Raw genomic sequence first — 26,460 nt, forward strand, 5'->3', positions numbered from 1 at the left:
TATTGTTTATCAAGTGGATACAGATTGCATAAAAAATAATCACAACACGCTCAAATTAAGTGCAACCCACGGGAACGCCTATCTGGACGGCAAATTCAGATTTGGTAAAAACAAATGGAGAGGCTGCAATGAAATCGTTCTTGAAGACGTCTGTTGCCTGCATCGCGGCGCTAACGCTCACCACATTCTCGGCAGCCGCCGAAAATGTTCTCAAGTGGGGCGCCCAGCGCGACGTCGTCTCGCTCGACCCGTATTCCTACGGAGACACCTTCACCATCGCCGTGCTCAACCATGTCTATGAAGGACTGGTGCGCTACGACGACAATCTGCAGATTGCGCCGGCGCTCGCCACGTCGTGGGAAGTCGTGTCTCCGACCCTCTGGCGCTTTCATCTGCGCCAAGGCGTTACTTTCCATGACGGCGCGCCATTCACGGCCGACGACGTTCTTGCTTCGCTGACGCGCGTCAGCGATCCCGCCTCGCCTCTGCGCGGCAATCTGCCGGCTTACCAGAGCGCCAAGAAGATCGACGACTTCACGGTCGAGATCACCACCACGCCGAACTACCCGCTACTGCTCAACGACCTCACCAACATCGTCATCTTCGACAAGGAATGGCTGGTCGCCAACAAGGCGGAGGCTCCGACGGATGTCGGCAAGGGCGTCGAAGGCTATGCGACCGCCCACGCCAACGGCACCGGCCCGTTCAAGGTCGTGTCGCGCAAGCCCGACGCAGAGACCGTATTTGAGGTCAACAAAGCCTGGTGGGACAAGCCGCGGCACAACATCGACAAGATCGTCTTCACCCCGATCACATCGGCTGCCACGCGTGTTGCAGCCCTTCTGTCGGGCGAGATCGACTTCACCAATTCAGCGCCCCTCCAGGACATTCCCCGCCTGCAGGCTTCGTCAGACATCAAGGTGCTGGCGAGCAATGAGTTACGGACCGTCTTCTTCGTCTTCAACCGGACCGACAAGACGATCGCATCCGACATCACCGACAAGAACCCGATGAACGACATCAAGGTTCGCCAGGCGATGTACCAGTCGATCGATATCGACGCCCTGCAGAAGAAGGTGATGCGCGGCCTGTCGCGTAACACCGGGTCGATGGTTGCACCCGCCATTCCCGGCTATGTCGAAGCGCTGGATTCGCGCCTGCCCTATGACCCGGATGCAGCCAAGAAGCTTCTGGCTGAGGCGGGATATCCCAACGGCTTTACCTTCTCCTTCGTTTGCGAGAACGACGGCTACGTCAATGAGGAGGAGATCTGCCAGGCGGTCTCGTCGATGTGGGCCCGCGTCGGGCTGAAGGCGACGCTCGACGTTGCACCGACCAGCCTGCAGACGGCGAAATTCGAAAGCGGCAAGTTCGATGTCGGCATACTTGGCTGGGCCAACGAGCCGATGATCGACAGCTATTCGATCCTCGTGCAGGTCGTGCATTCCAAGACGGGCACCTCCGGCGTGTTCAACTGGGGCGGATGGAAATATCCGGAGGTCGACGCTCTGATCGATGCCGCCGGCAAGGAACTCGACCGCGAAAAGCGCCTAGATTTCCAGAGCGAGGCACTGACCAAGATCAAGGACGACGTGGCCTTCCTGCCGCTGCACCAGCAGCCAATGGCATGGGCGACCGGTTCGAAAGTGGAAAGCCTCATCCAGCTGACCGACAACAAGCCACGCCATTGGCTGACCAAGATGAAGTGATCTTCCACCTCCGGCCCGGGCACTCCGGGCCGGACGAAATCAGCCAGGCGTCAGCCTGGCTCCAGGCCTCATTGAAACCCGTCAGGAGACGGCAGACATGCTCGCCATCATCGTCAAACGCATCGGCAATGCAGCGCTTGTCATGCTTGTCGTCGCCTTCATCGCCTTCATGATCTTCCAGTTTCTGGGCGACCCGGTCCAGCTCATGCTCAACGCGCAGGCAAGCCAGGAAGAACGCGTCGCGCTGCGGCTTCGCCTCGGTCTCGACCAACCCGTCGTCATGCAGTTCTTCTCCTTCGTCATCCGCGCGGTGCAGGGCGATTTCGGCATCTCGTTTCGCAACCAGCGTGAAGTCATGTCGCTTATCGCCGAACGCTTTCCAGCGACTTTCGAGCTTGTCATGGTTTCGACCGTGCTGGCTCTGGCGATTGGCGTGCCGCTCGGCGTATTTGCCGCGATCAATCCGAAGAACCCGGCGGCGCGCATTGTCCGCATGATTTCCATGGTCGGCGTTTCGGTGCCGGCCTTCGTCATCGGCATCGTTCTGATCCTGGTGTTTTCAGTGCAGCTCGGCTGGCTCCCGGCCTTTGGCCGCGGCGAAGTCGTGCAGTTCGGCACATGGTCCACCGGCCTGCTCACGCCGTCGGGAAGGCTGGCACTCATAATGCCGGCGATATCACTGGCGCTGTTCCAGATCTCCTTCATCATGCGCCTGGTTACCGCAGAAATGCTGGAGGTGCTGCGAACCGACTATGTCAAATTCGCGCGCGCCCGGGGCCTTCCCGATCGCATCGTGCATTTCCGCCACGCATTAAGGAACTGCATGATGCCGGTGGTGACGATGACCGGCATGCTGATCGGCGACCTCATTGCCTTCGCTTTGGTGACAGAGACCGTGTTCCAATGGCCCGGCATGGGATTGCTGTTCGTACAGGCGGTGATGTTCATCGATATCCCCGTCATGGCGGCATATCTGATGATCGTTTCCGTCATCTTCATCACGCTCAACACCATCGTCGATTTCATCTACCTCGCCGTCGATCCGCGCCTGCGGCAGACGGGGACGGGGACGGGGACGGCAGGAGGCGCAAATGTCCGTTGAGCAGACAGCGAAGATGCCGACTGTGCCTCGTTTGGCCCGCCTGAAGGCCTTTCTCGACGGTGATCTGGTCTATGGCTTTCTACGAACGCCTTCGGCGGTCATTTCGGCGATCGTGCTGCTCGTCATTGCACTGACCGCCATCGCCGCACCGTTGCTCTCGCCGCAGGATCCCTACGACCTGACGCAGCTCTACCTCGACAAGGCAGAACTCCCGCCGATCTGGACCGCTGAGGGCCAAGCGCCATACCTGCTCGGCACCGACGTGCAAGGCCGCGACATCTTTTCGGCTATTCTCTACGGCTCGCGCATTTCGCTGATGATCGGCTTTGCCAGCGTTATCGTGTCGGTGATGATCGGCATCGTGGTCGGGCTGACTTCGGGCTATGTCGGTGGCCGCATCGACAATCTGCTGATGCGAATCGGCGATCTCGTGCTCTCGATACCGACGCTGCTCGTCGCCATCCTGGTCAGCGCGATCTTCCGCGAACTCCTGCCCGTTTCGATGCGGGACGCCTTCACGCCGGTCATCCTGACCACGTCGATCGCCATAACGTCATGGGTTCAGTACGCCCGTATCGTGCGCGCCTCGACCATGGTGGAAGCGCGCAAGGAATATGTGCTGGCGGCCCGCATCCTGCGGCTGCCGCCGCTCCGCATCATGCTGACGCACATCTTGCCCAATGTCATGACCGCCGTGCTGGTGACGGCAACGCTCAACCTCGGCCTCGCCATCCTGGCGGAAGCCACTCTCTCCTTTCTCGGTGTCGGCATGCCGGTAACCCAGCCCTCGCTCGGCACCCTGATCCGCATCGGCAACCAGTATTTCTTTTCCGGAAGCTGGTGGGTCGTGCTGTTCCCGGCGCTGCAACTCAGCCTGATCATCCTCGCCGTCAACCTTCTCGGCGACTGGCTGCGCGACGCCCTCAATCCGAAACTCCGCTGAGCAAGAGGCCAAAAATGAGTGAAACACTGATCCTGAAAAATGTGCGGCCTTGGGGCGAAACCGCAATTGACCTGACGATCGCCGATGGGCGCATCGCTGACACCACTTCAACCACGTCCCCTGCCGACGTCGAAACGATCGATGGAAAAGGGGCGATCGTCCTGCCGGGTTTTGTCGAGGCACATACCCATCTCGACAAGACATTGTTCGGCATGCCCTGGAACCACAACAACGTCGGCTCCACGCTGATCGACAAAATCACCAATGAGCGCAACTCGAAGGCTCGGCTCGGCCTCGACCCGGCGCGCCAATCGGCGCGCCAGGTCGCGCTCTCGGTAGCGCATGGCACGACCCATATCCGCAGCCATGTCGACATCGATACCGAGCACGGCCTGAACGGCGTGCTCGGTGTCATGGCGACCCGCGAAAAATATGCCGACGTGATCGACCTCGAGATCGTAGCCTTCCCGCAATCCGGCATGCTTATCCGCCAGGGAACGAAGGAACTGATGGATGAGGCGTTGAGCCTCGGCGCCGAGGTCGTCGGCGGGCTCGATCCCTGCTCGGTGGACCTCGATCCGAAAGGCCATCTCGATGTGGTCTTCGCGCTTGCCGAAAAGCACGGAAAGCCGATCGACATCCATTTGCACGAATTGGGTGAGCTTGGCGCTTTTACGATGCGCCTCATAATCGACCGCACGCGCGCCCATGCAATGGCCGGCAAGGTCACCGTCAGCCATGCCTTCTGTCTCGGTCACAATGATTACCTCGCCATCGGCAATCTGCTCGACGACTTGGCCGACGCAGGCATCGCGATCATGACGACGGGACCGGCCGGCTATCCCTGCCCGCCTCTGATCCGCACGCTGGATGCCGGAATCACGGTCTGCTCCGGCTCGGACGGTATACGCGATTGCTGGAGCCCCTATGGCAATGCCGACATGCTGGAGCGTGCGATCTTCCTCGGCATGCGCAACGATCTCGACCGTGACGACGAAATCCGCCGTGCCGTCGAGGTGGTCACCACCGGTGGTGCTGCCGTCATGGGCCGCCAGGACTACGGGCTTGCCGTTGGGGATGCCGCCGATCTCGTATTGATCGAAGGAGAGACATTGGCCGAGGCAGTCGTTTCGCGCCGCTCGCGCCCCTTGGTGATGAAACGCGGAAAAGTCGTCGCCCGCGAGGGTGCTGCCTTGTTCGAGACGGAGTGATCCCATGAACGCCGCGTTTGCGCCAAACGAGCCCCCGCTCGACCCGCCGGTTCTCAGCATTCGCGATCTGCGCGTTGAATTTCCGACGCGGCGCGGCGTGTTGACGGCAATTCGCGGTGTCAGCCTGTCGATCAGGCGCGGCGAGATACTCGGTGTCGTTGGCGAATCCGGCGCAGGGAAATCCCTGACCGGTGCTGCCGTGATCGGCCTTCTCGAGCCGCCGGGCAGGATCGCCGGCGGCGAGATCCATGTCAGCGGCAAACGCATCGACAATCTGCCGCGGCGGCAATTGATGGCACTGCGCGGCAAGACCATCGGCGCGATCTTTCAAGACCCGCTCACATCGCTGAACCCGCTCCTCACCGTGGGCGACCAGCTTGTGGAAACGATCCGCTGCCACCTTCCGCTGTCACGGACGGAAGCGGCAAGGCGCGCCATCGACCTCCTGAACGAAGTCGGCATTCCCTCGCCCGAGCTTCGTGTCGGTCAGTACCCGCACCAGTTTTCCGGCGGGATGCGGCAGCGTGTCGTGATCGCGCTTGCTCTCGCCGCCGAGCCGGAACTCGTCGTTGCCGACGAGCCGACGACGGCGCTCGATGTTTCGATCCAGGCGCAGATCACGGCGTTGCTCAAGCGAATCTGCCGGGAACGCGGCACGGCCATCATGCTCGTGACCCACGACATGGGCGTGATCGCCGAAACCGCCGATCGCGTGGCGGTGATGTATGCGGGACGCATTGTCGAAATCGGACCGGTCGAGGACCTAATCAAGCGGCCGCAGCATCCCTACACCCGCGGCCTGATCGGCTCGATTCCGAGCCTTGCAGCCCGTCACGAACGGCTTGCCCAGATCGATGGCGCAATGCCGCGTCTCAATTCCATGCCTGCGGGCTGCGCCTTCAATCCACGCTGTGAAATCGCGGATGCGCGCTGCCGCAGCGATCTGCCCAAGCTCTTGCCGAGTGGGCGAGGTTCGGTCGCCTGCTGGAAGCTGGCTTTGGCCGAAGCAGTGGAGGCAGCGTGATGGGTGCGCTCGGACAACCGACACTGCGTGTGGAAGACATCGCCTGCCATTTCGACGTCTCGCCGTCATGGTTCGACCGAACCGTTCTGCGCAAGCCTGAGCGCACGCTGAAGGCAGTCGATGGCCTGAGCTTCGCCATCCCGCGCGGCACCACCTTTTCGATCGTCGGCGAATCCGGCTGCGGGAAGTCGACACTGGCGCGGCTGGTCGTCGGGCTCTATCAGCCAACGCGCGGCAGTCTTTCCTTTGCGACAGGGAGCGGCAGCGACGGCAGCGTGCGGACGCAGATGATATTTCAGGACCCGTATGCCAGCCTGAACCCACGCTGGCGCGTCGGCGACATCATCGCCGAGCCGATCCGCCACCTCGGATTGCGCCGAGCCGGTGGCGAGACCGATATGCGGGTGCGGGAATTGCTGGAGATCGTCGGCCTGTCCTGGCGGGACGCCGCGCGCTATCCGCACGAATTCTCCGGCGGACAACGCCAGCGCATCTCGATCGCCCGCGCGCTTTCCGCAGAACCGGAATTCCTGATCTGCGATGAGCCAACCTCGGCACTCGACGTGTCCGTCCAGGCGCAGATTCTCAATCTTCTCAAGGATTTGCAGCGGGAACTTGGACTGACTTATCTGTTCATAAGCCACAACCTGGCAGCGGTTCGCCACGTCTCTGACCGCGTTGCAGTGATGTATCTCGGGCGCATTGTCGAAGAGGCCGCGACTGACGACCTGTTCGAGCGGCCGAAGCACCCTTACACGCGCTTCCTGCTCGACACCGTGCCGGACCTTGAAAGACCGAACCGCGACCGCGTTCCTGCGGTGGTAGACCTACCGAGCCCTATCGATCCGCCGACAGGATGCAGCTACCATCCGCGCTGCATGCTGGCGACGGAGCTTTGCCGCACGACCGTCCCGGAACCGCAGCTGCTTGAGGCCACCTACGTCCGCTGCCATCACGCCGAGCCGTGATTGACTGAAAAACTCTACAGCATCTCGAGCGCGGTCTTGCGTCGAGGCGCCGGGAAAGCCCGGTCCAGCCTTGCCAATTGTTCCACCGTCAGCTTGAGATCGGCGGCTTTCCTGTTGTCGCGTAGATGATCGGGATTGCTGGATTTCGGAATTGCGATGACGCCGTCATGGCTCAGCACCCAGGCAAGCGCCACGGCCGCCGGCGTCGCACCGCATTCCTTCGCGACCTCGGCAAGCGTCGCGTTTCGAAGCAACCGCCCCTGCTCGATCGGCGAGTAGGCCATGAGCGGAATGTTTCGCGAACCGCACCACGGCATCAGATCGAATTCCGGCCCGCGCCGCGCGAGATTGTACAGGATCTGGTTGCTGGCGACCTTGTCGCCCCCGGACAGCGCGACGATTTCCTCCGTGTCGTCGGTGTCGAAATTGCTGACGCCCCAGCTTCGGATCTTCCCTGCCCGGATGAGATCGTCGAATGCAGCAACGGTCTCTTCGAGCGCGTAGCTGCCGCGCCAATGGAGCAAATAGAGGTCGATGGTTTCGGAGCGAAGCCGCTTGAGGCTGCGTTCGCAGGCGAGAATCGTTCCCTGCCGCGAAGCGTTCGAGGGAAGCACCTTGCTCACCAGGAACACCTCATCGCGCCGGCCCTCGATCGCTTCCCCGACAACCTCTTCGGCACCGCCGCCGGCATACATTTCAGCCGTGTCGATCAAGGTCATGCCAAGATCGATGCCAAGCCTGAGCGCATCGGCTTCCTGCCCGGATTTGCGGCGATCCTCGCCCATGAACCACGTGCCCTGCCCGAGCACTGGAACCAGCTCGCCGGAAGGCAAAGCAGTCGTGGGAATATTGGCTGACATGGCGATCTCCAATTTTCTCGATAGTGGTTTGGCGCTCGTACCATTTTGACCGGTGAAATGCAGAAACCTCGGTGCCAATGGCCACTGCTTTTCCCGTTCGTGGCTATACGAAACGCCCGTCGATGTTCAGAGTATCGTCATATCCGCCCGCAGGATTGAGCAAAATCATTTATCGGATCCAGTTTTCCCGGCGATTACCGGCTGCCCACAGAACTTTGGAAAAACCCGCATGACGCATAACGGTCTCCACATCGTTGAAGCGACCATCGAACAACTCAGGCAGGCGCTCGATGCCGGGACCGTAACCAGTGTGGAACTGGTCGGCGCCTATCTGCGGCGGATCGCCTGTTTTGACCGGCATGGCATCGCCCTCAACGCCGTTCCTGTCCTCAACCCCGATATGTTCGCGGAAGCTGCCGCGTCCGATCTGCGTCGCAAAGGCGGCATCACGCTTGGGCCGCTGGATGGCATCCCGTACACCGCGAAGGACAGTTACAAGGTCGCGGGCCTGACGGTAGCGGCCGGTTCGCCTGCGTTCGAACATCTGGTCGCAACCGAGGACGCTTTCACCATCGAGCGACTGCGGGCGGGCGGAGCCGTCCTTATCGGGCTGACCAACATGCCGCCCATGGCAAATGGCGGAATGCAGCGCGGCGTCTATGGGCGGGCGGAAAGCCCCTACAATGCCGACTATCTGACGGCGGCCTTCGCGTCCGGTTCGTCCAACGGTTCTGGCACTGCGACGGCGGCAAGCTTTGCGGCATTCGGACTGGGTGAGGAAACATGGTCTTCCGGCCGCGCGCCGGCGTCCAATAACGCACTGGTGGCTTATACGCCGTCGAGAGGCATCATTTCGGTGCGCGGCAACTGGCCGCTCGTTCCGACAATGGACGTGGTTGTTCCGCACACGCGAAGCATGCCGGATATGCTGGAGTTACTCGACGTGATTGTCGAGGACGATCATACGACCAGAGGCGATTTCTGGCGGGCGCAGCCATGGGTCGACTTGCCACTCAGTTCAGCCGCGCGCCCTCAACGTTATACCGATCTCAAACTGGAAGGGTCATTGCAAGGCGTGCGGCTGGGCGTGCCGCGCATGTATATCGGTCGAGACAACGACGCCGACGCTCCGATCGAGACACGCGCCTCTGTACTCGACTTGTGGGAACAGGCCGCTGCGGATCTGAGGCGGCTCGGTGCAACCGTGGTGGAAGTCGACTTTCCCGTCATCTCCAACTACGAGCGCGATCGGCCCGGCACGAAATCCATGGTGGATCGCGGCCTGGTTCCCGAAGAATTCGCCGAGCGGGAAATCTGGGACCTGTGCATCTGGGCGTGGGACGACTTTTTGCGGGCGAATGCCGACCCTGCGATTCCGAGTCTGGCCTCTGTCGATGGCGCGAAGATATTTCCGCAGCCGCCCGGCACGCTGCCGGACCGCTATGGCGACGACTTCGATCTCGCCGACTATGTCGACAGGGCAAAGCTCGGCGTTACGCCGTTCGAGAACATCCCCGGGTTGGACCTCGGACTGAAGGGTCTGGAAGCAACACGGCGCATCGATTTCGAGGACTGGCTCGATGACCAGGGACTGGACGCGGTGGTTTTTCCTGCCGCTGCCGACGTCGGACCAGCCGACGCGGACGTGAACGAGGCTTCCGCGGCCCTCGCCTGGCGCAACGGAACCTGGGTCGCCAACGGAAACCTCGTGCCGCGGCATCTCGGCATTCCCACCGTCACCGTTCCGATGGGTACGATGGCCGATATCGGCATGCCGGTCGGCCTTACATTCGCGGGCAAGGCCTATGACGACACGAGGCTGCTTCGGATTGCCGGGGACTTCGAGCGATCAAGCTCACGCCGGACCCGTCCGCCGCGGACGCCGGAACTCGCCGACGACATTTTTCCCAGCCGGGCGACACTCGATGACGTCGAAGCTCAGACGCTAGTCATCATGCTTCGCGCCGAGACACGCCATACGGGCAACCAGGACGAGATAATCATCACGCTCGACGCGCATTCGGACGGCGAGATCGAAACCGGCACGGCCAGCGTGAAGGTTCACATCAACGGAGAACCGGTCGAAATGCAGCGAATCGGCGCAAGCTTCAGCGGACGAGCACTCGTGTCATCTGACACACACAAAGCCGTCCACAGCGTTTGGCGGGGTTCCTACGGCTCGATCGTGACCGCGATTATGCGCCTCCAGGACGGACGCGTGGCCGGCACCTTTGCCGTGACCGGCGGTATCGAGTGACCGACTGTTTTCGCCGGCATTCCGGTTCAGAGATTACACGTGATAAAGGTGGCTCCACTTTACAACTACGCAACTTAGCAGCTAAGTTAATCATCATATGATGACGTCGCCTCGACGTGCACGGCAGGCCCTTCCCGACATCAATGGAGTGGATATGACTGATAACTACGCCACATTCGCCAACGACGCCTTCGCCGGTCGGTCCGTACTGATTACCGGTGCAGCCAGCGGCATGGGGCTCGAAACCGCACGCGCATTCGCTTCCAAAGGCGCCGAGGTCATCATGTGCGACCGCGACACCAAGGGGCTCGAGCAGCACGCCGGGACGCTGCGCGACAGTGGCGCGAAAATCCATGCGGTGACCGTCGATGTCGGCAATCCCGACAGCATCTCGAAGGCATTTGCCTATTGCGACGAGAAGCTGGAGCGTCTCGACAATGTGGTGACATGCGCCGCAGTCATCACCGCAAAGCGGATATTCGAACAGGACTGGGCCCACTGGGAGCGCGTGCTCGGCGTGAACCTGCTGGGCACGTTCTTCACCGTACAGGCCGGCGTGAAACGCTTCCTCGAAAATCCGCAAGGCGGCAACATCGTCTGCGTTGCGTCCGACGCGGGCGTCTGCGGCGGCGGCGGGCTGATCGCCGATACCGCATATGCAGCGTCAAAAGCCGGAACCCTGTCGCTGGTGAAATCGATGGCGCGTGAACTGGCCGGCAAGAAAGTGCGGATCAACGCGCTGAACCCGGGCCCGACCGATTCGCCGATGCATTCGCATATCGACCAGGCGCTGAAGGACCGTATCGCAGCCAACCTCCCGATGCGGCGCATGGGAAAACCGACCGACATGGCGGCCGCCATCATGTTCCTTTGCTCCGACGCCGCGAGCTTCACCTATGGCTCCGCCCTCGACGTCGATGGCGGATCGATGTTCCGCTGACCCTGGAGACGACGATGCTGCAGACCGAACGCACATACGCCTATTCGTCGCATATCCCGGAACTCGATGAAGTCGATGTGCTGGTCATCGGCGGTGGCCCCTCGGGAATTTCCGCAGCCATCGCTGCGGCGCGTCTCGGGGTGCGGGTGCGGCTGATCGAGCGCTACGGCTTTCTTGGCGGCAATCTCACCGCCGGACTTGTTGGCCCATGCATGACGTCCTACTCGCTCGACGGGTCGGAGCAGCTCATCCGCGGTGTCTTCGAGGAATTCGTGCAGAACATGATAGAAGTCGGGGGCGCCATGCATCCGAGCAAGGTGCCCGCCGGTTCGCCGTATAGCGGCTTCATCGTCTACGGCCACGACAAGGTAACCCCTTTCGAGCCCGAGGCCGCGAAGATCGTCGCGCAGCGCATGTGCGTGGAGGCCGGCGTCGACCTGCTGCTCCACACGATGGTGGTCGATGCGATCGTCGATGATCCCGATATCGCCAACCCGCGCGTGCTGGGCGTCGTCTGCGCCGGAAAGGGCGGTCTTCGCGCAGCGCGGGCGCGTATCGTCGTCGATTGCTCGGCCGACGGGGACGTTGCTCATTACGCCGGCGTCCACACCCGTCACGGCCGCGACAGCGACGGCCTCGCACAGCCGCAGACGCTGTTCTTCCGGGTCCAGAATGTGGACGATGCCATCGTCGAGGCCTATGTCGCAGCACATCCCGACGACTTCCGCCCCTATGCCTCGATAGTCGCTGCGGCGACCGCCGCGGGCCGCTTCCCTGCGCCACGGCGCGGCATCGGGCTCTACAAGACGATGGAGCCCGGTGTGTGGCGCATCAATACGGGCCGCGTGCTCAAGCTCAACGGTGCCGACGCTGGCGACCTGACGAAAGCCGAGATGCAGGGCCGCGAGCAGACGATGGCACTGTTGCGCTTCTTCCGCGAGGAGCTGCCGGGCTTCGAGAACGCAGAGCTGCGCGACACCGCAACGCAGATCGGCGTGCGTGAGACGCGCCGCATCGAGGGCGATTACGAGTTGACGCTGGATGACCTGCGCAGCGGACGCGCCTTCGATGATGTGGTGGCACTCTGCGGATATCCGCTCGACATTCATGACCCAGCTGGCTCAGGCGGCGGCACCGCCGAGGCATTGCCGACCGCCAATGTCTACCAGATCCCCTACCGGGTAATGGTGCCGAGGCGCCACGACGGGCTGCTTGTCTCGGGCCGGGCCGTATCGGCGACGCACGAAGCGCTCAGTGCGATCCGCGTGATGCCTCCATGCTTTGCGCTTGGCCAAGCGGCCGGCATCGCGGCAGCCCTGTCGATCGGAAATCGCGGCACGCCTCGCCATGTCGACTATGCGGACATTCGCCGCGAACTGCTCGCACAGGGCGCCTATCTCGGGTGAAAGGCTTCAGGCCTTGAGATGAAGCGTGACAAGGACGGTGCATTCCGCGCCGTCCTCGAATTTCGTCGCGACGCGCAGCCAGTTGCCGAAATGCGCAATGCGAGCGCACGCAATACCGTCACGCTCGGAAGGCATGCGGAACTCCGCGCCTTCGCGAATCCAGCGCATGCCGTCGGGCGAGATATCCACCCAGGCCATCGGGGCCGGGCCTATAGGCGGGTTGATCGCCCGGACGAAGAAGACGGCCTCGCGCGCCCACCCGGCCTCGTAGGGTTCGCATGCCGCCTCGCCGGTCCACCGCTCGTTGCGGGCAATGACCGCGGTGATGTTTTCGGGCAGCATCAGAAGTCTCCTGAGATGCAGATGGAGTCGACATAGAGGAAAGCCCGCTTGGCCACGTCGGTCTCCGCGAACAGGCCGAAGTTTAGCATGCACCAGAGGTTCTTCATCGCGGGGATCCGGATCGAATCGAAGCCGGAAAGGTCGAAGTTTCGATCATTGCACTGGAAGCCGGTGGCTTTCATCGTCTCAAGATCGAAATCGAACCGCAGGTAGCTCCAGTTCACCTTGGTCGGGATCTCGTTGTAGCAAAGCCGCTGTTCGGCATTGGGCAGGTCGAGCCATCCATCCGGCGAGAGATGGTAGTGGCTCACCGTCTTGTCCTCCGGGCCGACCGCCTTGAAAGTCGTCGTCTCGCGCTTGTACTGCCACTTCTGCCAGTGTTTGCCGTCGGAAGCGTTGAGAAAGCGCAGATGCGGCATCACGCGCTGTGCATCCGCATCCTGGTCTCCACCCTGCAGGTCGAAGAGGAAGCCTACGGAGCGGACGTCGGTCTCCGACAGCTTGAGCTCGTTGGCCTCGGGCTTGAAGGTGAAATAGGCCTCGAAACGGATCGGCCCACGCTTGCGGAACGTGTGACGCTTGATCGCCACGTTTTGCGCGCCCGGCTTCGGCCGGGTTGCGATCTTCAGTGCATAGGACGAATCCATCCCGCCATGCGACCCCGCCTCCCAATGGCCGAGTGTCGAAAGCATGGCGCTCGAATGCTGGGCATAGCCCGGCAGCATCGTGTCGAGATGGTCCTCATAGTTGCCGACCAGCTGCGACCAGCCGCAATGACCGCGCGAGAAGTCGTCCAGCGAAATTATCCGCGGGAGCGGATCGAACCGGCTGAGCGCCGGGTCGACGCGCAGCAGCGCTATGCGCATTGCTTCGGCGATTTCGGAAATGTTCCTGGACGTCACGATGAGTGCCTCATGCGGTGCGGAGCCTCGCGACGTTCATGATGTTTCGTCTACTCCGCGTTATCGGCAGGTGCGATGATGCATCGGTTCTAGCGATCGCCAAGCAGCTTGGCAACTGATAAACTTAGTTGCTAAGTTTTGTGCTGTCGTGCTAACAAACCTGAATTGGGAAAAACAGATGACCGCGACAACAACAAAGAAGCCGTTCTTTTCAGCGAAGCAAGCAAGTCCGCTGCGCCTGGCGGACAGCGTATCGGACGCCATTGCGGCCGCGCTCTTCGACGGGCGCATCCAGCCCGGCGAGCCTTTGCCGCCCGAAGGCGAAATCGCGCGTGAGTTCGGCGTATCCAAGCCGATCGCCCGCGAAGCGCTGCGCCAGCTGACCGCTGCCGGATTGATTTTCACCCAGCAAGGCAAGGTAGCGCGAGCCAAAGCGATCAGCGGCGAGCCTATGGAGAGGATCTACGGCTATGCGGTCCGCTCCAGCCTGAAGAGCCTGCAGGAAGCCAACGAAATGCGCCGCGTCATCGAGACCGGCATCGCTCGCCTTGCAGCCGAACGCCGCGATCCCGAAGGGCTGAAGACCATGACCCAGGCGATCGAGGACATGAAGACGTCTTTGCTCGATCCTGCTGGTTTCACGGAGGCCGATATCCTGTTCCATCTCGGACTGGCGATGGCGACCGGAAACACGATGATACGCGTCCAGATGGAAGGGCTGCGTTCGGTGCAGCGCGAGGTCTCCGAACTCTTCTCACGGCGTTCGAACCGGACCGATGCCGACTGGCGACAGACGATCAAGCGCCACGAGGAGATTCTCGACGCAATCTCCGCCGGCGATGCCGACCTTGCTGAAGCGAAGATCAAATCGCATTTCAAGGCCGCCGACATCGCCTCGCTGGAAGTCGCCGACAAGCTCGAGGGCAGACGCCAATGAGCGCAGGCCGCTTCTCGCTTGAGGGGCGTCGTGCGCTCGTCACCGGCGCCAGTTCGGGCATCGGCCGCGCCGTCGCACTTGGCCTGGCAGCAGAGGGCGCCGAGATCGTCATCCACCATTTCGGCGACGCCGGCGATGCAGAAGCCACTGCCCGGGAGGTAGGCGGCGGCACGTCCGTCTTCGAGGCGGATTTCACCCGGCCGGCCGCCGTCGAAAGCTTCGCCGATGAGGTTCTCTCGACTGCCGGTCCAATAGACATCCTCATCTCCAATGCGGCAATCGAGCGCCGCCTCCCCTGGCACGACGCCGATCCGGCACATGTCGAGGCGCATGTCGCCTCCAATTTTACGGCGCTGATTACTCTCGCCCGCAAATTCGTGCCACCGATGGCCGAGCGCGGCTGGGGCCGTGTCGTTGCCACAGGCAGCATCATGGCGAGCCGTCCGCGCGCCGAAACAATCGTCTACGCCTCGCTCAAATCTGCCCAGCTGACAGCAATACGGGCGCTTGCGCGTGACGTTGCCCCGCGTGGCGTGACGATGAACGTTGTGTCGCCAGGCGCGATCGAGACTGAAGCGACAGCTCCCCGCTACGAGGACGCCGCATTCCGCCGCGCGGTGGCCGTCAAAATTCCGGTCGGACGCCACGGCATGCCCGAGGATCTCGTGGGCGCCTACATCTTCCTGTGCAGCGATGCCGCCGCCTACGTCACCGGCGTGAACATCCCCGTCGATGGCGGCTGGTCGATCGGCGACGCCCCGGGCGTATTGCCGGGAGAGGCCGCATGACGGTCTCCCGCAACGTCTCCGTGTTCCACGTTGGCGAGGACCAGGTCGGCGAGAGCCCTCTCTGGGATGCCTCGACCGGGATGCTGTGGTGGGTCGACGCCGCCGGCGGCCGTGTCCACAGCAAACAGGCCGGTACGGGCGAGTTATCGACATACGAGCTGGACGTCTTACCGGGCGCGCTGGCCCTCTCCGATGGCGCGATCATCGTTGCCGCGTCGCACGGCTGGTACAGCCTCGACCCAGACTCCGGAAATCTCTCGTTGCTTGCCGGGATCCGGACAGCCGAGCCCGAGATGCGCTTCAATGATGGGGTCACCGATCCGCTGGGGCGGTTCTGGACCGGGACGATGCACATCCCGGTCGAGCGCAAGCCTATCGGAGCGCTCTATCGCTACGACGGCAGTTTCGCCGTGCAGGTCATTGGCGGTCTTCGCACCCAGAATGGCTGCGCCATTTCACCCGACGGCCACACCTTCTACCTCAGCGACAGTCATCCCGACATCCGCTGCATCTGGGCCTTCGACTTCGATGTCGAGACCGGCGCGCTAGATCGTCGCCGCGTGTTCCACGTTCCCGCCGAAGGGCGCCCTGATGGCGCCTGCGTCGACGTCGATGGCTGCTACTGGTTCGCGGCGGTAGACGTCGGGCTGATCGTCCGCGTCGATCCTGATGGGCACGAGATGGAAACGATCCGGCTGCCCGTGTCCCGCCCTTCCAAGCCGGCCTTCGGCGGCCCGGATATGACGACGCTCTTCGTTACCTCGATACGCGCCGGACTGACACCCGACGAGCTTAGGCAGCAGCCGCTTGCCGGCTCCGTCTTCGAAATCGAAACCGGAATAAGCGGGCACGAAATCCCGCGCTTCCAGCCTGTCCGCCAACCGATACGCATGCACACATAACCAACAACAACCAGCCACCAAGGGGAGGAACCCATGAAAGGTGCACGAACAGGAACAATCGCTTCCACATTGGCACTATGCCTGATGTCCGGGGCAGCGCTCGCGCAGGAATTGCGCGTGACCGTCTGGACCGGCAGTGAAGCCCACCTCAAGATGCTGAACGGCATCGCTGAACCGTTCATCGCCAAGCATCCCGGCGTTACCGTGAAGTTCGAGACGGTACCTGTCGCCGACTATACGCAGAAACTGACCTTCCAGGTCGCCGGCGGCAATCCGCCGGATGCTGCCTGGATGATGGAGGACGCAGCCCCCGCCTTCGAAAACGCCGGCCTGCTGATGGATATCGGGCCGACCGTCAAGGCCGCCGATGGCTATGATTTCGCCGACTTCTCGCAGCCTGCGATGGCACTGTGGCAGAATGGCGAAACCGTCTACGGCATCCCGTTCTCAACTTCGCCGTTCATGATCTACTACAACAAGGACATGTTCGACAAAGCAGGTCTCGAAGACCCGCTGGCGCTCGCTGCGAAGGGCGAGTGGGACATGAAGAAGTTCCAGGAAGTGTCGAAGAAGCTCGTCGAGGCAAACCCCGGCAAGTGGGCGTTCGAGTTCAAGGACGGCGAAGGCTATGCCTCGCGCATGACGCATGCGGTGCTGCCTCCGATCCGCGCCTATGGCGGCGAGATGTGGGCCGATGGCCAATGCGGCTTCGACAAGCCGGAGGCAGTCGCTGCCGTGCAGCAGCTTCACGACATGGTCTTCAAGGACAAGACCATCGTGCCGCCTGGCGAGCAGGGAGACTATTTCTCCGGAAATTCGGCGATGACGGTCAACCAGATATCGCGGGCTTCCAAGATGCCTGAGGCCGGCTTCAAGTGGGGCATCGCTCCTCTCCCGACCGGCCCTGGGGGCGAGGCTCCAGTCATCGGACAGGCGGCGCTGGTCGTCTTCGAACAGGGCAAGAACAAGCAGCTTGCTGCCGACCTTGTGGCGCAGATGACGACGAAGGAGAACGTCGCCACCATGGCGCAGTTCTTCCCGCCGGCACGCAAGTCGGTTCTCGAGAGCGACGCCTTCATCAACAGCAACAAGCTGGTGCCTGCCGAGCAGATGAAGAGCATCGCGGCGGCGATCGTGAATGGCCGTGTCCACCCGGCGCATGAGAAGGTGCCGCAGATATTCGCGGCAATGGCGCCGAAGATGGACGCGCTCTGGAAGCCGGACGCAAATGTCGAAGAGGCGCTGAAGGGCGTCTGCGCAGCCATTCAACCGTTGCTTTGACCTGCGGAAGATGATGGATCTTTCCCGCCCAGAAACCACGGCGCGCAACGATCGCGCGCCGTGGTTGACCTTGAAGAACCGGGAGATGCTTGAGGCCTGGCTTTTCGTCAGCCCGACCGTCATCGGCTTCCTTATCTTCTTCCTCGGCCCACTTGTCGCGGTCGTCTATTTCTCGATGACCGAGTGGAACCTCCTGTCACAGAAGGCCACGTTCGTCGGGCTGGATAATTTCAACGACGCGCTCTTCAAGAACCCTGACTTCTGGCACGTTGTCCGCAACTCCATCGTGTTTGCTGTCGGGCTCGTACCTCTCAACATGGCCCTTGCACTGACGCTCGCATTGGCGCTGTCGCGGCCATTCTTCGGTGTCGTCTTCTTTCGTACGGTTTTCTTTGCCCCTGTCATCACGTCGGCTATCGCCTGGGCCATCGTATGGAAGTTCCTGCTGCAGGGCGAAGGCGGCGTGATCAACCAGATGCTGGCCCTCATCGGCATAACCGGCCCGAATTGGCTGCGTGAGCCGAACTGGGCGATGGCCGCGGTCATCGTCACGCGCGTCATCAAGATGGTCGGCCTGAACATGATCCTCTACATCGCAGCACTCCAGGCCGTGCCACGCGACTACGAGGAGGCCGCGCGTCTCGAAGGCGCGTCGCGTTGGCAGGTTTTCACGATGGTCATCTGGCCGCTGCTGGCTCCCACCACTCTGGTGATCCTGGTCATCACGACGATCGGATCGTTCAAGGTGTTCGACCACATCTACCAGATGACGGGCGGCGGACCGGAGAACGGCACGCTGGTGCTGGCCTTCTACATTTACCAGCAGGGTTTCAAGTTCTTCAACGTCGGCTACGCCGCCGCACTGGCGATGATCATGTTCGTGATCGTCATGGCGCTTACCCTCATCCAGGTCCGGATACGTCGCAGGGGCATGCAATGACCCGGCGCCAGATCGACATTATCTACCGCACATGCTGGACGCTGGCGCTGCTGATCGTGGCGATCCCCTTCGTCTTTCCGTTTCTCTGGATGGTCTCGGCCGGCTTCAAGAGCACGACCGAGATATTCGGCACGCCATCGCTGCTGCCGCGCGTCTGGCGGTATCAGAACTTCATCGAGGTGTTCACCTACCAGCCCTTCGCCCGGCAGTATTTCAACTCGCTCTACATCGCGATCGCCGTGACGGTGCTGACGCTGATCATCTCCTCGCTCGCGGGTTATGCGCTGGCCCGGATGCGTTTCGCAGGGGCAGGCCTCCTGATGCTGTTCCTCGTTTCGGCGCTGATGGTGCCCGAGGAGGTCACCATCATTCCCAACTTCTTCCTCATCCGCTCGCTCGGCCTGATCGACACGCACTGGCCGTTGATCCTGCTGCCGACATTCGGGCCGCACGGCGTCATGGCGACCTTCCTCATGCGCCAGTATTTCCTGGCGCTGCCGAGAGAGCTTGAGGACGCCGGACGGATGGACGGGCTTTCGCGCATCGGCATCTGGTGGCGCATCGCCCTGCCGATGTCGCGCCCGGCGCTGGCGGCCGTCGCCATCATCACCTTCCTGTTCTCGTGGAACCTGTTCCTCGAGCCGCTGATCTTCCTGAGTTCGCTGGAGATGTTCACCCTGCCTCTGGCACTCTCCAACTTCAACGATAGCTACGGACTGCCGCTGTGGAACCTGCAATTGGCGGCGACCACGCTCGCAGTCCTGCCGATCCTGATCGTTTACCTGATCGCCCAACGCCAGATCACGGAGAGTTTTGCGCTTTCCGGCGTCAAAGGCTGACGAGGAATATGAATGGCTGATGTAGTCCTGAAAGACATTCGCAAACAATTCGGCGCGACCGAGATCATCAGGGGCGTCGACCTGACGGTCAACGAAGGCGAGTTCGCCGTGTTCGTAGGGCCGTCCGGTTGCGGCAAGTCTACCCTGCTGCGCATGATATCCGGGCTCGAGGATGTCTCCAGCGGAGAACTCCATATCGGCGGGCGGCGGATGAACGACGTTCAGGCGGCAAAGCGCGGCGTCGGCATGGTGTTCCAGTCCTATGCGCTCTACCCGCATCTCAATGTGCGCGACAATATGGGCTTCGGCCTGAAGGTCCGCAAAGTTCCAGCCGACGAGCGCGACCGGCGCGTGAGGGAAGCTGCCGCAACACTGAAGCTCGAAGCCTTGCTCGACCGCTATCCTCGCCAGTTGTCCGGCGGCCAGCGGCAGCGCGTCGCCATTGGACGGGCCATCGTCGGCAGCCCGGACGTCTTCCTGTTCGACGAGCCGTTGTCGAACCTCGACGCGGAGCTTCGCGTCCATATGCGTTCCGAGATCGCGGCGCTGCACCACCGCCTGAAGACCACGATGATCTACGTGACACATGACCAGATCGAAGCGATGACGCTGGCCGATAAGATCGTGGTGCTGCGTGACGGCAAGGTCGAGCAGATCGGCTCGCCGCGTGACCTCTACGAGAAGCCGAACAATGTCTTCGTCGCGCAGTTCATCGGCAGCCCGAGGATGAATCTGCTGCCGGCCGCGGAAGCAAAGCTCGTATCCCCGACGCATGCCCTGCCCGCCAATGCGGTTTCGGTCGGCGTGCGTCCCGAGCATCTTCGCGTTGTCGAGCCAACGACCGACGCGCTGTCCGCCACCGTGACGCTAAACGAATACACCGGTGCCGTGACGCTGATGCATGTCGAGCTGCCCGGTGGACAGACCTGCCTTATCGTTGATGACAAGCGGGACATGCCCCCGATCGGCACCCGCATCGGACTGACTGCGGATAAGGACAATCTGCATTTCTTCGATGCCGACGGGCGCGCTGTTTCGTAGTGGTCCGGCGGGTGGCCACGCCAAAATCTGACAAACCGCCCAATCGGGGAGCTGATGAAATGGAAGAAACCTGGCGCTGGTTCGGCCCTGATGACGCCTGCGAACTCAAGCATGTGCGCCAGGCCGGCGCGCGCGGCATCGTCACCGCGCTGCATCATATTCCTTACGGACATGTCTGGAGCGTCGAGGAAATCCACAAACGGCAGGCAATCATCGAGGCCGAAGCCTCGCTCCGCCTGAAATGGCGCGTGGTGGAAAGCCTTCCGGTGCATGAGAGCGTCAAGCTTGGTGGCGAGGGGTTGGAGCCGATCTTCGATGCTTATCGCCAATCACTGCGCAATCTTGCCGCCTGCGGCATCGAGGTGGTCTGCTATAACTTCATGCCGATCCTCGACTGGACCCGCACGGAACTGGACGCGCCCCTTCCCGGCGGCGGCACTGCGCTGCGCTTCAATATCCACGAATATGCGGCCTTCGACTGCTATATGCTGAAACGGCCCGGCGCGGAAGACGAGCACGACGAGACCACTCTCAACCGGGCGCGGAGCTGGTTCCAGAGTTCTTCCGAAAGCGACAGGGAAAAGCTGCTGGCCAATATCATGGCTGGTCTGCCGGGCGCCTATGACCGCTATGACGTGCCGGGCCTGCGCGCCATGCTGGATCGCTACAAGGAAGTGTCGCGCACCGACCTTCAAGCCAACTACGTTCGCTTTCTGCGCGAGGTGGTGCCAACCGCGGAAGAGGTGGGCGTGCGACTTTGCGTACATCCGGACGATCCGCCCCGCCCGCTGTTTGGCCTCGACCGCATCGTCTCCAACGCCGATGACATCGACTTTGTCCTGTCGGCGGTACCCTCTCCGTCAAACGGGCTGACATTGTGCTCCGGTTCGCTGGGTGCGAACCCGGCCAACGACGTGCCGGCGATCGCCAGACGCTTCGCCGACAAAATCCATTTCGCCCACCTGCGCAACGTCGCCAAGGAAGCCGATGGCTCCTTCATGGAGGCAGATCATCTCGGCGGCGACACCGACATGGTAGCGCTGGTGCGTGTGCTCATGGCCGAGTGCAGGCGCCGCAAGGCCGAAGGACGCAGGGATTGGAATATTCCGATGCGCCCCGACCACGGCCATGAATTGATCGACGACGCATCGCGAAAAACCCATCCCGGCTATCCGGTAATCGGGCGTCTTCGTGGCTTGGCCGAGCTACGCGGTGTGATGGCCGCTGTCGAGAAGATCGAGGCCGAATGACGGTCGGTGCCAGATCGATCGCCGAGCGCTGCCGTCAGCGATTTGCTGCTTAGCGGGCGCCCGGACTCTCGAAAGCAAGAGGCGATAAATGCGATCCTGCTGACTTCAGTTGGTCGCGACCGGAGCAGCGACCCCTGCCCTCCCGACGTTCTCCCGCGCCAGGATAACGAGGACGATAAGGAAGATCGCCTCAACGACCGCGAACGCCACGAACGCCTCCGTGAAGGAGCCGCCTGAGGCGCGGATCACCAGGCCCATCATCCATGGCGACAAGAAGCTCGAAACCACGCCGAAGACTTCGGCGTAACCGACCGCCGCGGTTGCCAGTTCGTCGGGATACTTTTCGCTGAGCAGCGAGAAGATCGCACCACCGCCGAAGACGGCAATGCCACTAAGACCGGCGAAGAGCAGAAGCCAACCGAAATCCATCGGATAGATGGTGGCGACCGTGAAGGCGATTGCAGTGAGCAGCGCCAGCACCGTGCCGAACTTGATAATGAAGGCCTTGCCGATGCGATCGGCTACGTAACCACCGATGACGAGGAACACCACCTGCGACAGGCCCATCAGCGTGCCGACCAGGGCGGCATCTTCCACCGGCATGTTCTGGACGGCGATATAGGCAGGCACCACCCAGGTCGCCGTACCGGCAATAGCGAGTGTACAGGCGGCGATTCCGAGCCCCCCAACCAAAATCCACCGCGAGCGGAAGATGGCGCTGAGCGGGATCGCCGCACCACGCGGCAGCGGCTCTTCCCAGGCAAAGCCACGCACGCCGATCTCGGCCGGGCCATTGCGACCAAACAGCACGATTGCAAGCGCGACGAGCAGGGTTCCGCCGGCCAGCAGGGCAAAGAATGTGCGCCAGCCATAGGCGATGGTAAGCGGAATGCCGAGCGCGAAGTCGAGCGTTATGGCAAGGCTGTAGGCAGCCAGGATCATACCGACGATGCTGCCGCGCCGCGCCTGCGGAAACCAGCCGATGACCAGCTTCATGTTGCCAAGAAAGATCGCGGCATCGAAGAAGCCGATGAAGAGCCGGAGCGCGATCAACTGGCCATAGCTCTGGACATAAACCTGCAGCACCATACCAAGGCCGGTGCCGGCAAGGCCGATCAAGAGCATGTTGCGGGCGCTCATGCCGCGGCTGACCTGCGACCAGACGATCATGCCGAGGCCGTATGTCAGCGCGAAGATGCCTTGCGCCAGGCCGGCCTGAGCCGGATCGAGTTGCAACGTCTCCGAGATGAAGGGAATGACCGCCGCAAAGGCGTACCAGTCCGCAGCGAGAAAGATCTCGCATATCAGCGCGAGCGCCAGCATGCCGAATTGCCAGCGTTTTATGTGTGACCTGTCCGTTTCAGAAATCGTATCCCAATTCATCGTCCGTTCCCCTGTTCGGAAATTTATTTTCGCGAATTGATGCGCCTTTGCGGCGTTTATGATTGCCGGGCCGTACCCGGTTCCCGCGCGCCGCAATGGCAGCGAACGGGAAAGGCATGGATGTCTTCAGGCCGGTGGTGGCAGGAAGTCGACCTCGTGCTCGGCGGCGATGCGCACCACTTCGGCCGGATCGCCGACATTGTGAATGCGTTCGAAAAGGCCGCGCAGCGCCCGCGTCGGCGACACCCAGAACAGGCAGCTGACCGTACCGGAGGATTTGTTGAAGATGCCGTGTGGTTCGCCCATCGGCAGGCGGATGAGATCGCCGGCGTTGGCGATCACTTCCTTGCCGTTGAGCCAGAGGTCGAGACGGCCCTCAAAGACCGAGATGAACTCGTCCTGCGTCGGATGCGTGTGCGGCGGCACGAAGGTGCCGGGCGGCAGGATTGCATGCCAGGCCATGGAGGCATCCGACTGTTGTTTCAGCGTGTAGGTCTGGCCAAGAATGCTCCATTTGGCGCCGTCATAGGCTTCCTCGCTCTTGGTCACGCCGGCCTGCATCACAATCATTGATCTGTCCTTTTCGAGATGTGTCGGTTCGGTGGTCTTCACGCGGCGAGGAAGTCGCGAAAGATTGCGACAGCGGCCTGCGGCTTTTCCTCGAACAGGAGATGGCCTGCATTCGCCACCTGTTCGAACCGCGCGTTTGGAAGTTCGTTCAGCCAGGCGGACGCCTGGGTTGCCGGGCGCATCCGGTCCTCACTGCCCCAAAGCAGCAGCGTCGGAACACCGATGCGATGGAGCCAGCGGTCAAGCTTCGGATTGCCCTGCGGCTCGTCGCCGAGAAGCTTGCCGAACGCCATCATCTCGCGGCCGAGCGACTGGTCGAAGGCCGGGTCCGGCGACTTCGGGAAATAGCCGATCGCCACTTGCGGATCATGCGTCAGGTAGCCCGGCAAATCATGCGGCGCGACAATCGAAAGGTCCGGCGCCGGATGCGCGCGCACCACCAGCCCGGCAGGTGCCACCAATGCCAGCCGGCGCAGGCGGCTGCTCATGCGCGCGGCATATTCGGCGGCGATCCAGCCGCCGAACGAGAATCCGGCAAGGTCGAACTCTGCGAGGCCGAGACGATCGAACAGGTCGGCATAATGCAGGACATGGTCGTCGATCGATGTGATGTGCTCGTCATCGGCGGATTCGCCGAAGCCTGGATGATAGGGAATGATCACGCGCGCATCGGCAGCCAGAAGACGCGCGAATTCGAAGCCGGGAAAAGTGCCGGCACCATGGAGAAAGACCAGCGGCCTGCCCTTGCCGATGCTGTGCACGACGGTGCGCACGCCGCCGATATCATACTCGGCGCGCTCGAAGCCGCTCATTGCAGGAGCGGATCTGGAGACGATTGCCTGGTTCATCCTGAACTCCTTGCTATTCGGCGGCGACGCAGCCGGGACGCCCGACCAGGCTCGCCAGTTGATCAACGGCGGCGGCGATGCGTTGCAGCACGAACGGACTTGAGGGAATGCCGTCGGAAAAATCCGTTTCGCTGGCATAGATCGCGGTTGGGATGGTGCAGGCCTCGAAGAAGCCGAACAGCGGCCGGAGCTGATGCTCGACCACGAGGCAATGACGTGCGCCGCCGCCGGTGGCGGTGAGCAGCACCGGGCGATTGATCAGTGCCGTCGGCTGAACCAGATCGAAGACGTGCTTGAACAGGCCAGTGTAGGAACCCTTGTAGACCGGGGTGCCGACGATGAGTGCGTCGGCGGTTTCGATCGCATTGACGATCGCCTTGGCACTACCGCTCAGTCCGGCCGGCGAATACGCGCCGAGCCCATCGTCGGCATCGACGAGATCGAAGATATCGACGTCGATACCGTGGCGTTTGCGCAGATTGGCGCAAACGGCCTCGACAAGCGCGCGCGTTTTCGACGGCCTCTGCGTGTTGCCGCAGAAGCCGATGACCCTGATGCCAGCCATCGATACGATACTCCCAGATCAGCGCCGCCGGCTCTTGGTTCTTGTGCGGGCCGCGCTTCAATTCCCGTCGACCGGCATCTTTCAAGTGCAGCGCGAGGCGCACAATCCCCCCAGTTGGGGGGGTTGCTGCGCCCCTGCCCCGTTGGAACACTGCCACGAGAAGGAACCCGGCCGCCGAGCCTGGCCCGACAACCGAAAGACAAGGGTGGAGCCCGTGAACATGCCTGTTGCCAATCTCAAAGAAGCAGCCAAACCGTCGCTTGCCGAAATGACGGCCCGTGTCGAAAGCATCCTGCCGGCGATCGAAGCGGCGGCGGAAGAAAGCGAGCAGCTGAACCGGCTCGCCGACGGCACGTTCAAACTTCTGCAGGATGCCGGGCTCTACAGCATGATGATGCCGAAGGAGGTCGGCGGCGCGGAGCTTTCCCATGTCGACGCCATGCGGCTCGGCGAGCGCGTCGCCTGGGCGCATGGTTCGGCGGGATGGTGCGTCATCGTCAACAACGCCGTCGGCGGGGTGATGTCGCTGTTCGTTTCCGACAAGGGCGCCAGCGATATCTTCGCGCATGGACCCGATGTCATGGTGGCCGGCAACGGCGTGCCGCGCGGCTATGCGCGACCTGTCGAAGGCGGCTACATGATCCGCGGCCATTGGGCCTATGGCAGCGGCATCCAGCACGCCGAGTGGATCCATTCCGGCTGTTTCGTCACCGACGCGACCGGCAAGACCATGGTAATGCAGCCGAACGGCCAGCCGGAAGTCGTCGTCACCCATCACCCGCGCGCGACGATCGAACTGAAAGGCAATTGGGACGTGCTCGGCCTGCGCGCCACCGGCAGCTTCGATTACACGCTGAAGGATGCCGACGAGCTCTTCGTGCCGCATCATCTCTGCTACGGCCTCAACGAGGGCAATGCCAAACGCGGCGGTCCGCAGGGCAGCCTCGGATTAGTCGGCTATACCGCCTGGGGCCACACGACATGGGCGCTGGGCGTCGGCCGGCGCATGCTGGACGAACTGGCCAAGCTTGCCGCCAAACGCGTCGATGCCTTCGGCAAGATGAACGAAAGCGCGACGTTCAAATATGAATTCGCCCGCGCCGAGGCGCGCTTTCGGTCGGCCCGCGCCTTTGCCTATCAGGCCTGGACGAGCATGGCCGAAACCTTCGCCGAAGGTGGCGAAGCATCGCTCGAACAGATCGCCGACGTGAAGCTGGCGATGCGCCATGTGCATGACGTGATATCGGATGTCGGCACCTTCGCCCACCGGGCTGCACGGGGCGCTTCCCTGCACAATGGCATCATGCAGCGCTTCTACCGCGACATCCATTCGGGAACGCAGCACATTTTGATGGCTGACGAGATCGTCCAGGAATGCGGACGCGTCTATCTCGGCGCTGTCGGGGCGGACGCGAAATGGGGCGTGTTCGGCGTCGACGGCTGACCGTCGCG

The 26,460-nt window shown here is 62.2% G+C and carries 25 protein-coding genes; 18 read left to right on the top strand and 7 right to left on the bottom strand.

Annotated features, from left to right (window positions below):
• The first annotated feature begins 128 nt into the window (after positions 1 to 128).
• From WBQ96_RS14840 to WBQ96_RS14865, 6 genes are all read left to right on the top strand, one after another.
• The gene (locus WBQ96_RS14840) at positions 129 to 1,709 is read left to right on the top strand and encodes an ABC transporter substrate-binding protein (protein WP_336551092.1); all 1,581 of its coding nucleotides are present in this window, start codon (positions 129 to 131) and stop codon (positions 1,707 to 1,709) included.
• A gap of 97 nt (positions 1,710 to 1,806) precedes the next feature.
• Positions 1,807 to 2,811: an ABC transporter permease gene (locus tag WBQ96_RS14845; RefSeq protein ID WP_336551094.1), complete on the top strand. Its 1,005-nt coding sequence runs from the start codon at positions 1,807 to 1,809 to the stop codon at positions 2,809 to 2,811.
• Positions 2,801 to 3,754: an ABC transporter permease gene (locus WBQ96_RS14850; protein ID WP_336551095.1), complete on the top strand. Its 954-nt coding sequence runs from the start codon at positions 2,801 to 2,803 to the stop codon at positions 3,752 to 3,754. The genes WBQ96_RS14845 and WBQ96_RS14850 overlap by 11 nt, the downstream gene beginning before the upstream one ends.
• 14 nt (positions 3,755 to 3,768) lie before the next feature.
• On the top strand, positions 3,769 to 4,965 hold the full coding sequence (locus WBQ96_RS14855; RefSeq protein ID WP_336551096.1) for an amidohydrolase family protein: 1,197 nt from the start codon (positions 3,769 to 3,771) through the stop codon (positions 4,963 to 4,965).
• A gap of 4 nt (positions 4,966 to 4,969) precedes the next feature.
• Complete coding sequence (locus WBQ96_RS14860; protein WP_336551097.1) at positions 4,970 to 5,989, top strand: ABC transporter ATP-binding protein; 1,020 nt, start codon at positions 4,970 to 4,972, stop codon at positions 5,987 to 5,989.
• Entirely contained in the window at positions 5,989 to 6,957 is a 969-nt protein-coding gene (locus WBQ96_RS14865; RefSeq protein ID WP_336551098.1) for an ABC transporter ATP-binding protein, read from the top strand. Before WBQ96_RS14860 ends, WBQ96_RS14865 begins: the two co-directional genes overlap by 1 nt.
• A 14-nt stretch (positions 6,958 to 6,971) precedes the next feature.
• Here WBQ96_RS14865 and WBQ96_RS14870 read toward each other — a convergent pair whose 3' ends face one another.
• Positions 6,972 to 7,817, bottom strand: a complete 846-nt coding sequence (locus WBQ96_RS14870) for an aldo/keto reductase (protein ID WP_336551099.1) — start codon at positions 7,815 to 7,817, stop codon at positions 6,972 to 6,974.
• Positions 7,818 to 8,046: 229 nt separating this feature from the next.
• Here WBQ96_RS14870 and WBQ96_RS14875 point away from each other — a divergent pair, with 229 nt between their 5' ends.
• The 3 genes from WBQ96_RS14875 to WBQ96_RS14885 all read left to right on the top strand — a co-directional run bounded on the left by WBQ96_RS14875 (position 8,047) and on the right by WBQ96_RS14885 (position 12,420).
• Entirely contained in the window at positions 8,047 to 10,074 is a 2,028-nt protein-coding gene (locus tag WBQ96_RS14875; protein ID WP_336551101.1) for an amidase, read from the top strand.
• A gap of 154 nt (positions 10,075 to 10,228) precedes the next feature.
• The gene (locus WBQ96_RS14880) at positions 10,229 to 11,014 is read left to right on the top strand and encodes an SDR family NAD(P)-dependent oxidoreductase (RefSeq protein WP_336551103.1); all 786 of its coding nucleotides are present in this window, start codon (positions 10,229 to 10,231) and stop codon (positions 11,012 to 11,014) included.
• A 14-nt stretch (positions 11,015 to 11,028) separates the two neighbouring features.
• A complete protein-coding gene (locus WBQ96_RS14885) occupies positions 11,029 to 12,420 on the top strand; it encodes an FAD-dependent oxidoreductase (RefSeq protein WP_336551104.1) in 1,392 nt (463 codons plus the stop codon).
• A 6-nt stretch (positions 12,421 to 12,426) separates the two neighbouring features.
• Here the strand turns inward: WBQ96_RS14885 and WBQ96_RS14890 are convergent, their stop codons facing one another.
• Both WBQ96_RS14890 and WBQ96_RS14895 read right to left on the bottom strand, forming a co-directional pair.
• Complete coding sequence (locus tag WBQ96_RS14890; RefSeq protein WP_336551106.1) at positions 12,427 to 12,762, bottom strand: hypothetical protein; 336 nt, start codon at positions 12,760 to 12,762, stop codon at positions 12,427 to 12,429.
• Positions 12,762 to 13,628: a DUF6772 family protein gene (locus tag WBQ96_RS14895; protein ID WP_336551578.1), complete on the bottom strand. Its 867-nt coding sequence runs from the start codon at positions 13,626 to 13,628 to the stop codon at positions 12,762 to 12,764. The genes WBQ96_RS14890 and WBQ96_RS14895 overlap by 1 nt, the downstream gene beginning before the upstream one ends.
• Positions 13,629 to 13,842: 214 nt before the next feature.
• Between WBQ96_RS14895 and WBQ96_RS14900 the strand changes: the two genes are divergently transcribed.
• From WBQ96_RS14900 to uxuA, 8 genes are read left to right on the top strand one after another with little or no spacing between them, the layout of a single operon-like run.
• Positions 13,843 to 14,601 carry a FadR/GntR family transcriptional regulator gene (locus tag WBQ96_RS14900; protein ID WP_165113790.1) on the top strand — a complete coding sequence of 253 codons (759 nt, stop codon included), beginning with the start codon at positions 13,843 to 13,845 and terminating at the stop codon, positions 14,599 to 14,601.
• Positions 14,598 to 15,389 carry an SDR family NAD(P)-dependent oxidoreductase gene (locus tag WBQ96_RS14905; protein ID WP_336551108.1) on the top strand — a complete coding sequence of 264 codons (792 nt, stop codon included), beginning with the start codon at positions 14,598 to 14,600 and terminating at the stop codon, positions 15,387 to 15,389. Before WBQ96_RS14900 ends, WBQ96_RS14905 begins: the two co-directional genes overlap by 4 nt.
• Complete coding sequence (locus WBQ96_RS14910) at positions 15,386 to 16,291, top strand: SMP-30/gluconolactonase/LRE family protein (protein ID WP_336551109.1); 906 nt, start codon at positions 15,386 to 15,388, stop codon at positions 16,289 to 16,291. The genes WBQ96_RS14905 and WBQ96_RS14910 overlap by 4 nt, the downstream gene beginning before the upstream one ends.
• Positions 16,292 to 16,324: 33 nt before the next feature.
• A complete protein-coding gene (locus WBQ96_RS14915; RefSeq protein WP_336551111.1) occupies positions 16,325 to 17,572 on the top strand; it encodes an ABC transporter substrate-binding protein in 1,248 nt (415 codons plus the stop codon).
• 13 nt (positions 17,573 to 17,585) lie between these two features.
• The gene (locus tag WBQ96_RS14920; RefSeq protein ID WP_336551112.1) at positions 17,586 to 18,512 is read left to right on the top strand and encodes a carbohydrate ABC transporter permease; all 927 of its coding nucleotides are present in this window, start codon (positions 17,586 to 17,588) and stop codon (positions 18,510 to 18,512) included.
• Positions 18,509 to 19,351 carry a carbohydrate ABC transporter permease gene (locus tag WBQ96_RS14925; RefSeq protein ID WP_336551113.1) on the top strand — a complete coding sequence of 281 codons (843 nt, stop codon included), beginning with the start codon at positions 18,509 to 18,511 and terminating at the stop codon, positions 19,349 to 19,351. The genes WBQ96_RS14920 and WBQ96_RS14925 overlap by 4 nt, the downstream gene beginning before the upstream one ends.
• 12 nt (positions 19,352 to 19,363) lie before the next feature.
• Positions 19,364 to 20,392, top strand: coding sequence for an ABC transporter ATP-binding protein (locus tag WBQ96_RS14930; protein WP_336551114.1), 1,029 nt, complete (start codon positions 19,364 to 19,366; stop codon positions 20,390 to 20,392).
• Between the two features lie 59 nt (positions 20,393 to 20,451).
• On the top strand, positions 20,452 to 21,642 hold the full coding sequence (gene uxuA / locus WBQ96_RS14935; protein WP_336551115.1) for a mannonate dehydratase: 1,191 nt from the start codon (positions 20,452 to 20,454) through the stop codon (positions 21,640 to 21,642).
• 105 nt (positions 21,643 to 21,747) lie between these two features.
• On the opposite strand, the gene WBQ96_RS14940 is transcribed toward uxuA, so the two are convergent.
• The 4 genes from WBQ96_RS14940 to msuE form a co-directional block, all read right to left on the bottom strand.
• Positions 21,748 to 23,025, bottom strand: coding sequence for an MFS transporter (locus WBQ96_RS14940; RefSeq protein WP_336551116.1), 1,278 nt, complete (start codon positions 23,023 to 23,025; stop codon positions 21,748 to 21,750).
• 126 nt (positions 23,026 to 23,151) lie between these two features.
• A complete protein-coding gene (locus WBQ96_RS14945) occupies positions 23,152 to 23,595 on the bottom strand; it encodes a cupin domain-containing protein (protein WP_336551117.1) in 444 nt (147 codons plus the stop codon).
• 38 nt (positions 23,596 to 23,633) lie between these two features.
• Positions 23,634 to 24,443: an alpha/beta fold hydrolase gene (locus tag WBQ96_RS14950; RefSeq protein WP_336551118.1), complete on the bottom strand. Its 810-nt coding sequence runs from the start codon at positions 24,441 to 24,443 to the stop codon at positions 23,634 to 23,636.
• Positions 24,444 to 24,456: 13 nt separating this feature from the next.
• A complete protein-coding gene (gene msuE, locus WBQ96_RS14955) occupies positions 24,457 to 25,008 on the bottom strand; it encodes an FMN reductase (RefSeq protein ID WP_336551119.1) in 552 nt (183 codons plus the stop codon).
• A 220-nt stretch (positions 25,009 to 25,228) separates the two neighbouring features.
• On the opposite strand from msuE, the gene WBQ96_RS14960 reads away from it, so the two are divergent.
• The gene (locus WBQ96_RS14960; protein WP_336551580.1) at positions 25,229 to 26,452 is read left to right on the top strand and encodes an acyl-CoA dehydrogenase family protein; all 1,224 of its coding nucleotides are present in this window, start codon (positions 25,229 to 25,231) and stop codon (positions 26,450 to 26,452) included.
• Positions 26,453 to 26,460 lie beyond the last annotated feature (8 nt).

This window comes from Mesorhizobium sp. CCNWLY176 (assembly GCF_037153935.1).
GTDB classification, from domain to species: Bacteria; Pseudomonadota; Alphaproteobacteria; order Rhizobiales; family Rhizobiaceae; genus Mesorhizobium_M; species Mesorhizobium_M zhangyense.

Coding starts and splice junctions, on each gene's coding strand:
- WBQ96_RS14920 (WP_336551112.1), top strand. CDS start 17,586: ATGGATCTTTCCCGCCCAGAAACCACGGCGCGCAACGATCGCGCGCCG.
- WBQ96_RS14840 (WP_336551092.1), top strand. CDS start 129: ATGAAATCGTTCTTGAAGACGTCTGTTGCCTGCATCGCGGCGCTAACG.
- WBQ96_RS14865 (WP_336551098.1), top strand. CDS start 5,989: ATGGGTGCGCTCGGACAACCGACACTGCGTGTGGAAGACATCGCCTGC.
- WBQ96_RS14845 (WP_336551094.1), top strand. CDS start 1,807: ATGCTCGCCATCATCGTCAAACGCATCGGCAATGCAGCGCTTGTCATG.
- WBQ96_RS14880 (WP_336551103.1), top strand. CDS start 10,229: ATGACTGATAACTACGCCACATTCGCCAACGACGCCTTCGCCGGTCGG.
- WBQ96_RS14900 (WP_165113790.1), top strand. CDS start 13,843: ATGACCGCGACAACAACAAAGAAGCCGTTCTTTTCAGCGAAGCAAGCA.
- WBQ96_RS14895 (WP_336551578.1), bottom strand. CDS start 13,628: ATGCGCATAGCGCTGCTGCGCGTCGACCCGGCGCTCAGCCGGTTCGAT.
- WBQ96_RS14860 (WP_336551097.1), top strand. CDS start 4,970: ATGAACGCCGCGTTTGCGCCAAACGAGCCCCCGCTCGACCCGCCGGTT.
- WBQ96_RS14915 (WP_336551111.1), top strand. CDS start 16,325: ATGAAAGGTGCACGAACAGGAACAATCGCTTCCACATTGGCACTATGC.
- WBQ96_RS14890 (WP_336551106.1), bottom strand. CDS start 12,762: ATGCTGCCCGAAAACATCACCGCGGTCATTGCCCGCAACGAGCGGTGG.
- WBQ96_RS14855 (WP_336551096.1), top strand. CDS start 3,769: ATGAGTGAAACACTGATCCTGAAAAATGTGCGGCCTTGGGGCGAAACC.
- WBQ96_RS14850 (WP_336551095.1), top strand. CDS start 2,801: ATGTCCGTTGAGCAGACAGCGAAGATGCCGACTGTGCCTCGTTTGGCC.
- WBQ96_RS14870 (WP_336551099.1), bottom strand. CDS start 7,817: ATGTCAGCCAATATTCCCACGACTGCTTTGCCTTCCGGCGAGCTGGTT.
- WBQ96_RS14925 (WP_336551113.1), top strand. CDS start 18,509: ATGACCCGGCGCCAGATCGACATTATCTACCGCACATGCTGGACGCTG.
- WBQ96_RS14960 (WP_336551580.1), top strand. CDS start 25,229: ATGCCTGTTGCCAATCTCAAAGAAGCAGCCAAACCGTCGCTTGCCGAA.
- uxuA (WP_336551115.1), top strand. CDS start 20,452: ATGGAAGAAACCTGGCGCTGGTTCGGCCCTGATGACGCCTGCGAACTC.
- WBQ96_RS14885 (WP_336551104.1), top strand. CDS start 11,029: ATGCTGCAGACCGAACGCACATACGCCTATTCGTCGCATATCCCGGAA.
- WBQ96_RS14950 (WP_336551118.1), bottom strand. CDS start 24,443: ATGAACCAGGCAATCGTCTCCAGATCCGCTCCTGCAATGAGCGGCTTC.
- WBQ96_RS14875 (WP_336551101.1), top strand. CDS start 8,047: ATGACGCATAACGGTCTCCACATCGTTGAAGCGACCATCGAACAACTC.
- msuE (WP_336551119.1), bottom strand. CDS start 25,008: ATGGCTGGCATCAGGGTCATCGGCTTCTGCGGCAACACGCAGAGGCCG.
- WBQ96_RS14940 (WP_336551116.1), bottom strand. CDS start 23,025: ATGAATTGGGATACGATTTCTGAAACGGACAGGTCACACATAAAACGC.
- WBQ96_RS14910 (WP_336551109.1), top strand. CDS start 15,386: ATGACGGTCTCCCGCAACGTCTCCGTGTTCCACGTTGGCGAGGACCAG.
- WBQ96_RS14945 (WP_336551117.1), bottom strand. CDS start 23,595: ATGATTGTGATGCAGGCCGGCGTGACCAAGAGCGAGGAAGCCTATGAC.
- WBQ96_RS14930 (WP_336551114.1), top strand. CDS start 19,364: ATGGCTGATGTAGTCCTGAAAGACATTCGCAAACAATTCGGCGCGACC.
- WBQ96_RS14905 (WP_336551108.1), top strand. CDS start 14,598: ATGAGCGCAGGCCGCTTCTCGCTTGAGGGGCGTCGTGCGCTCGTCACC.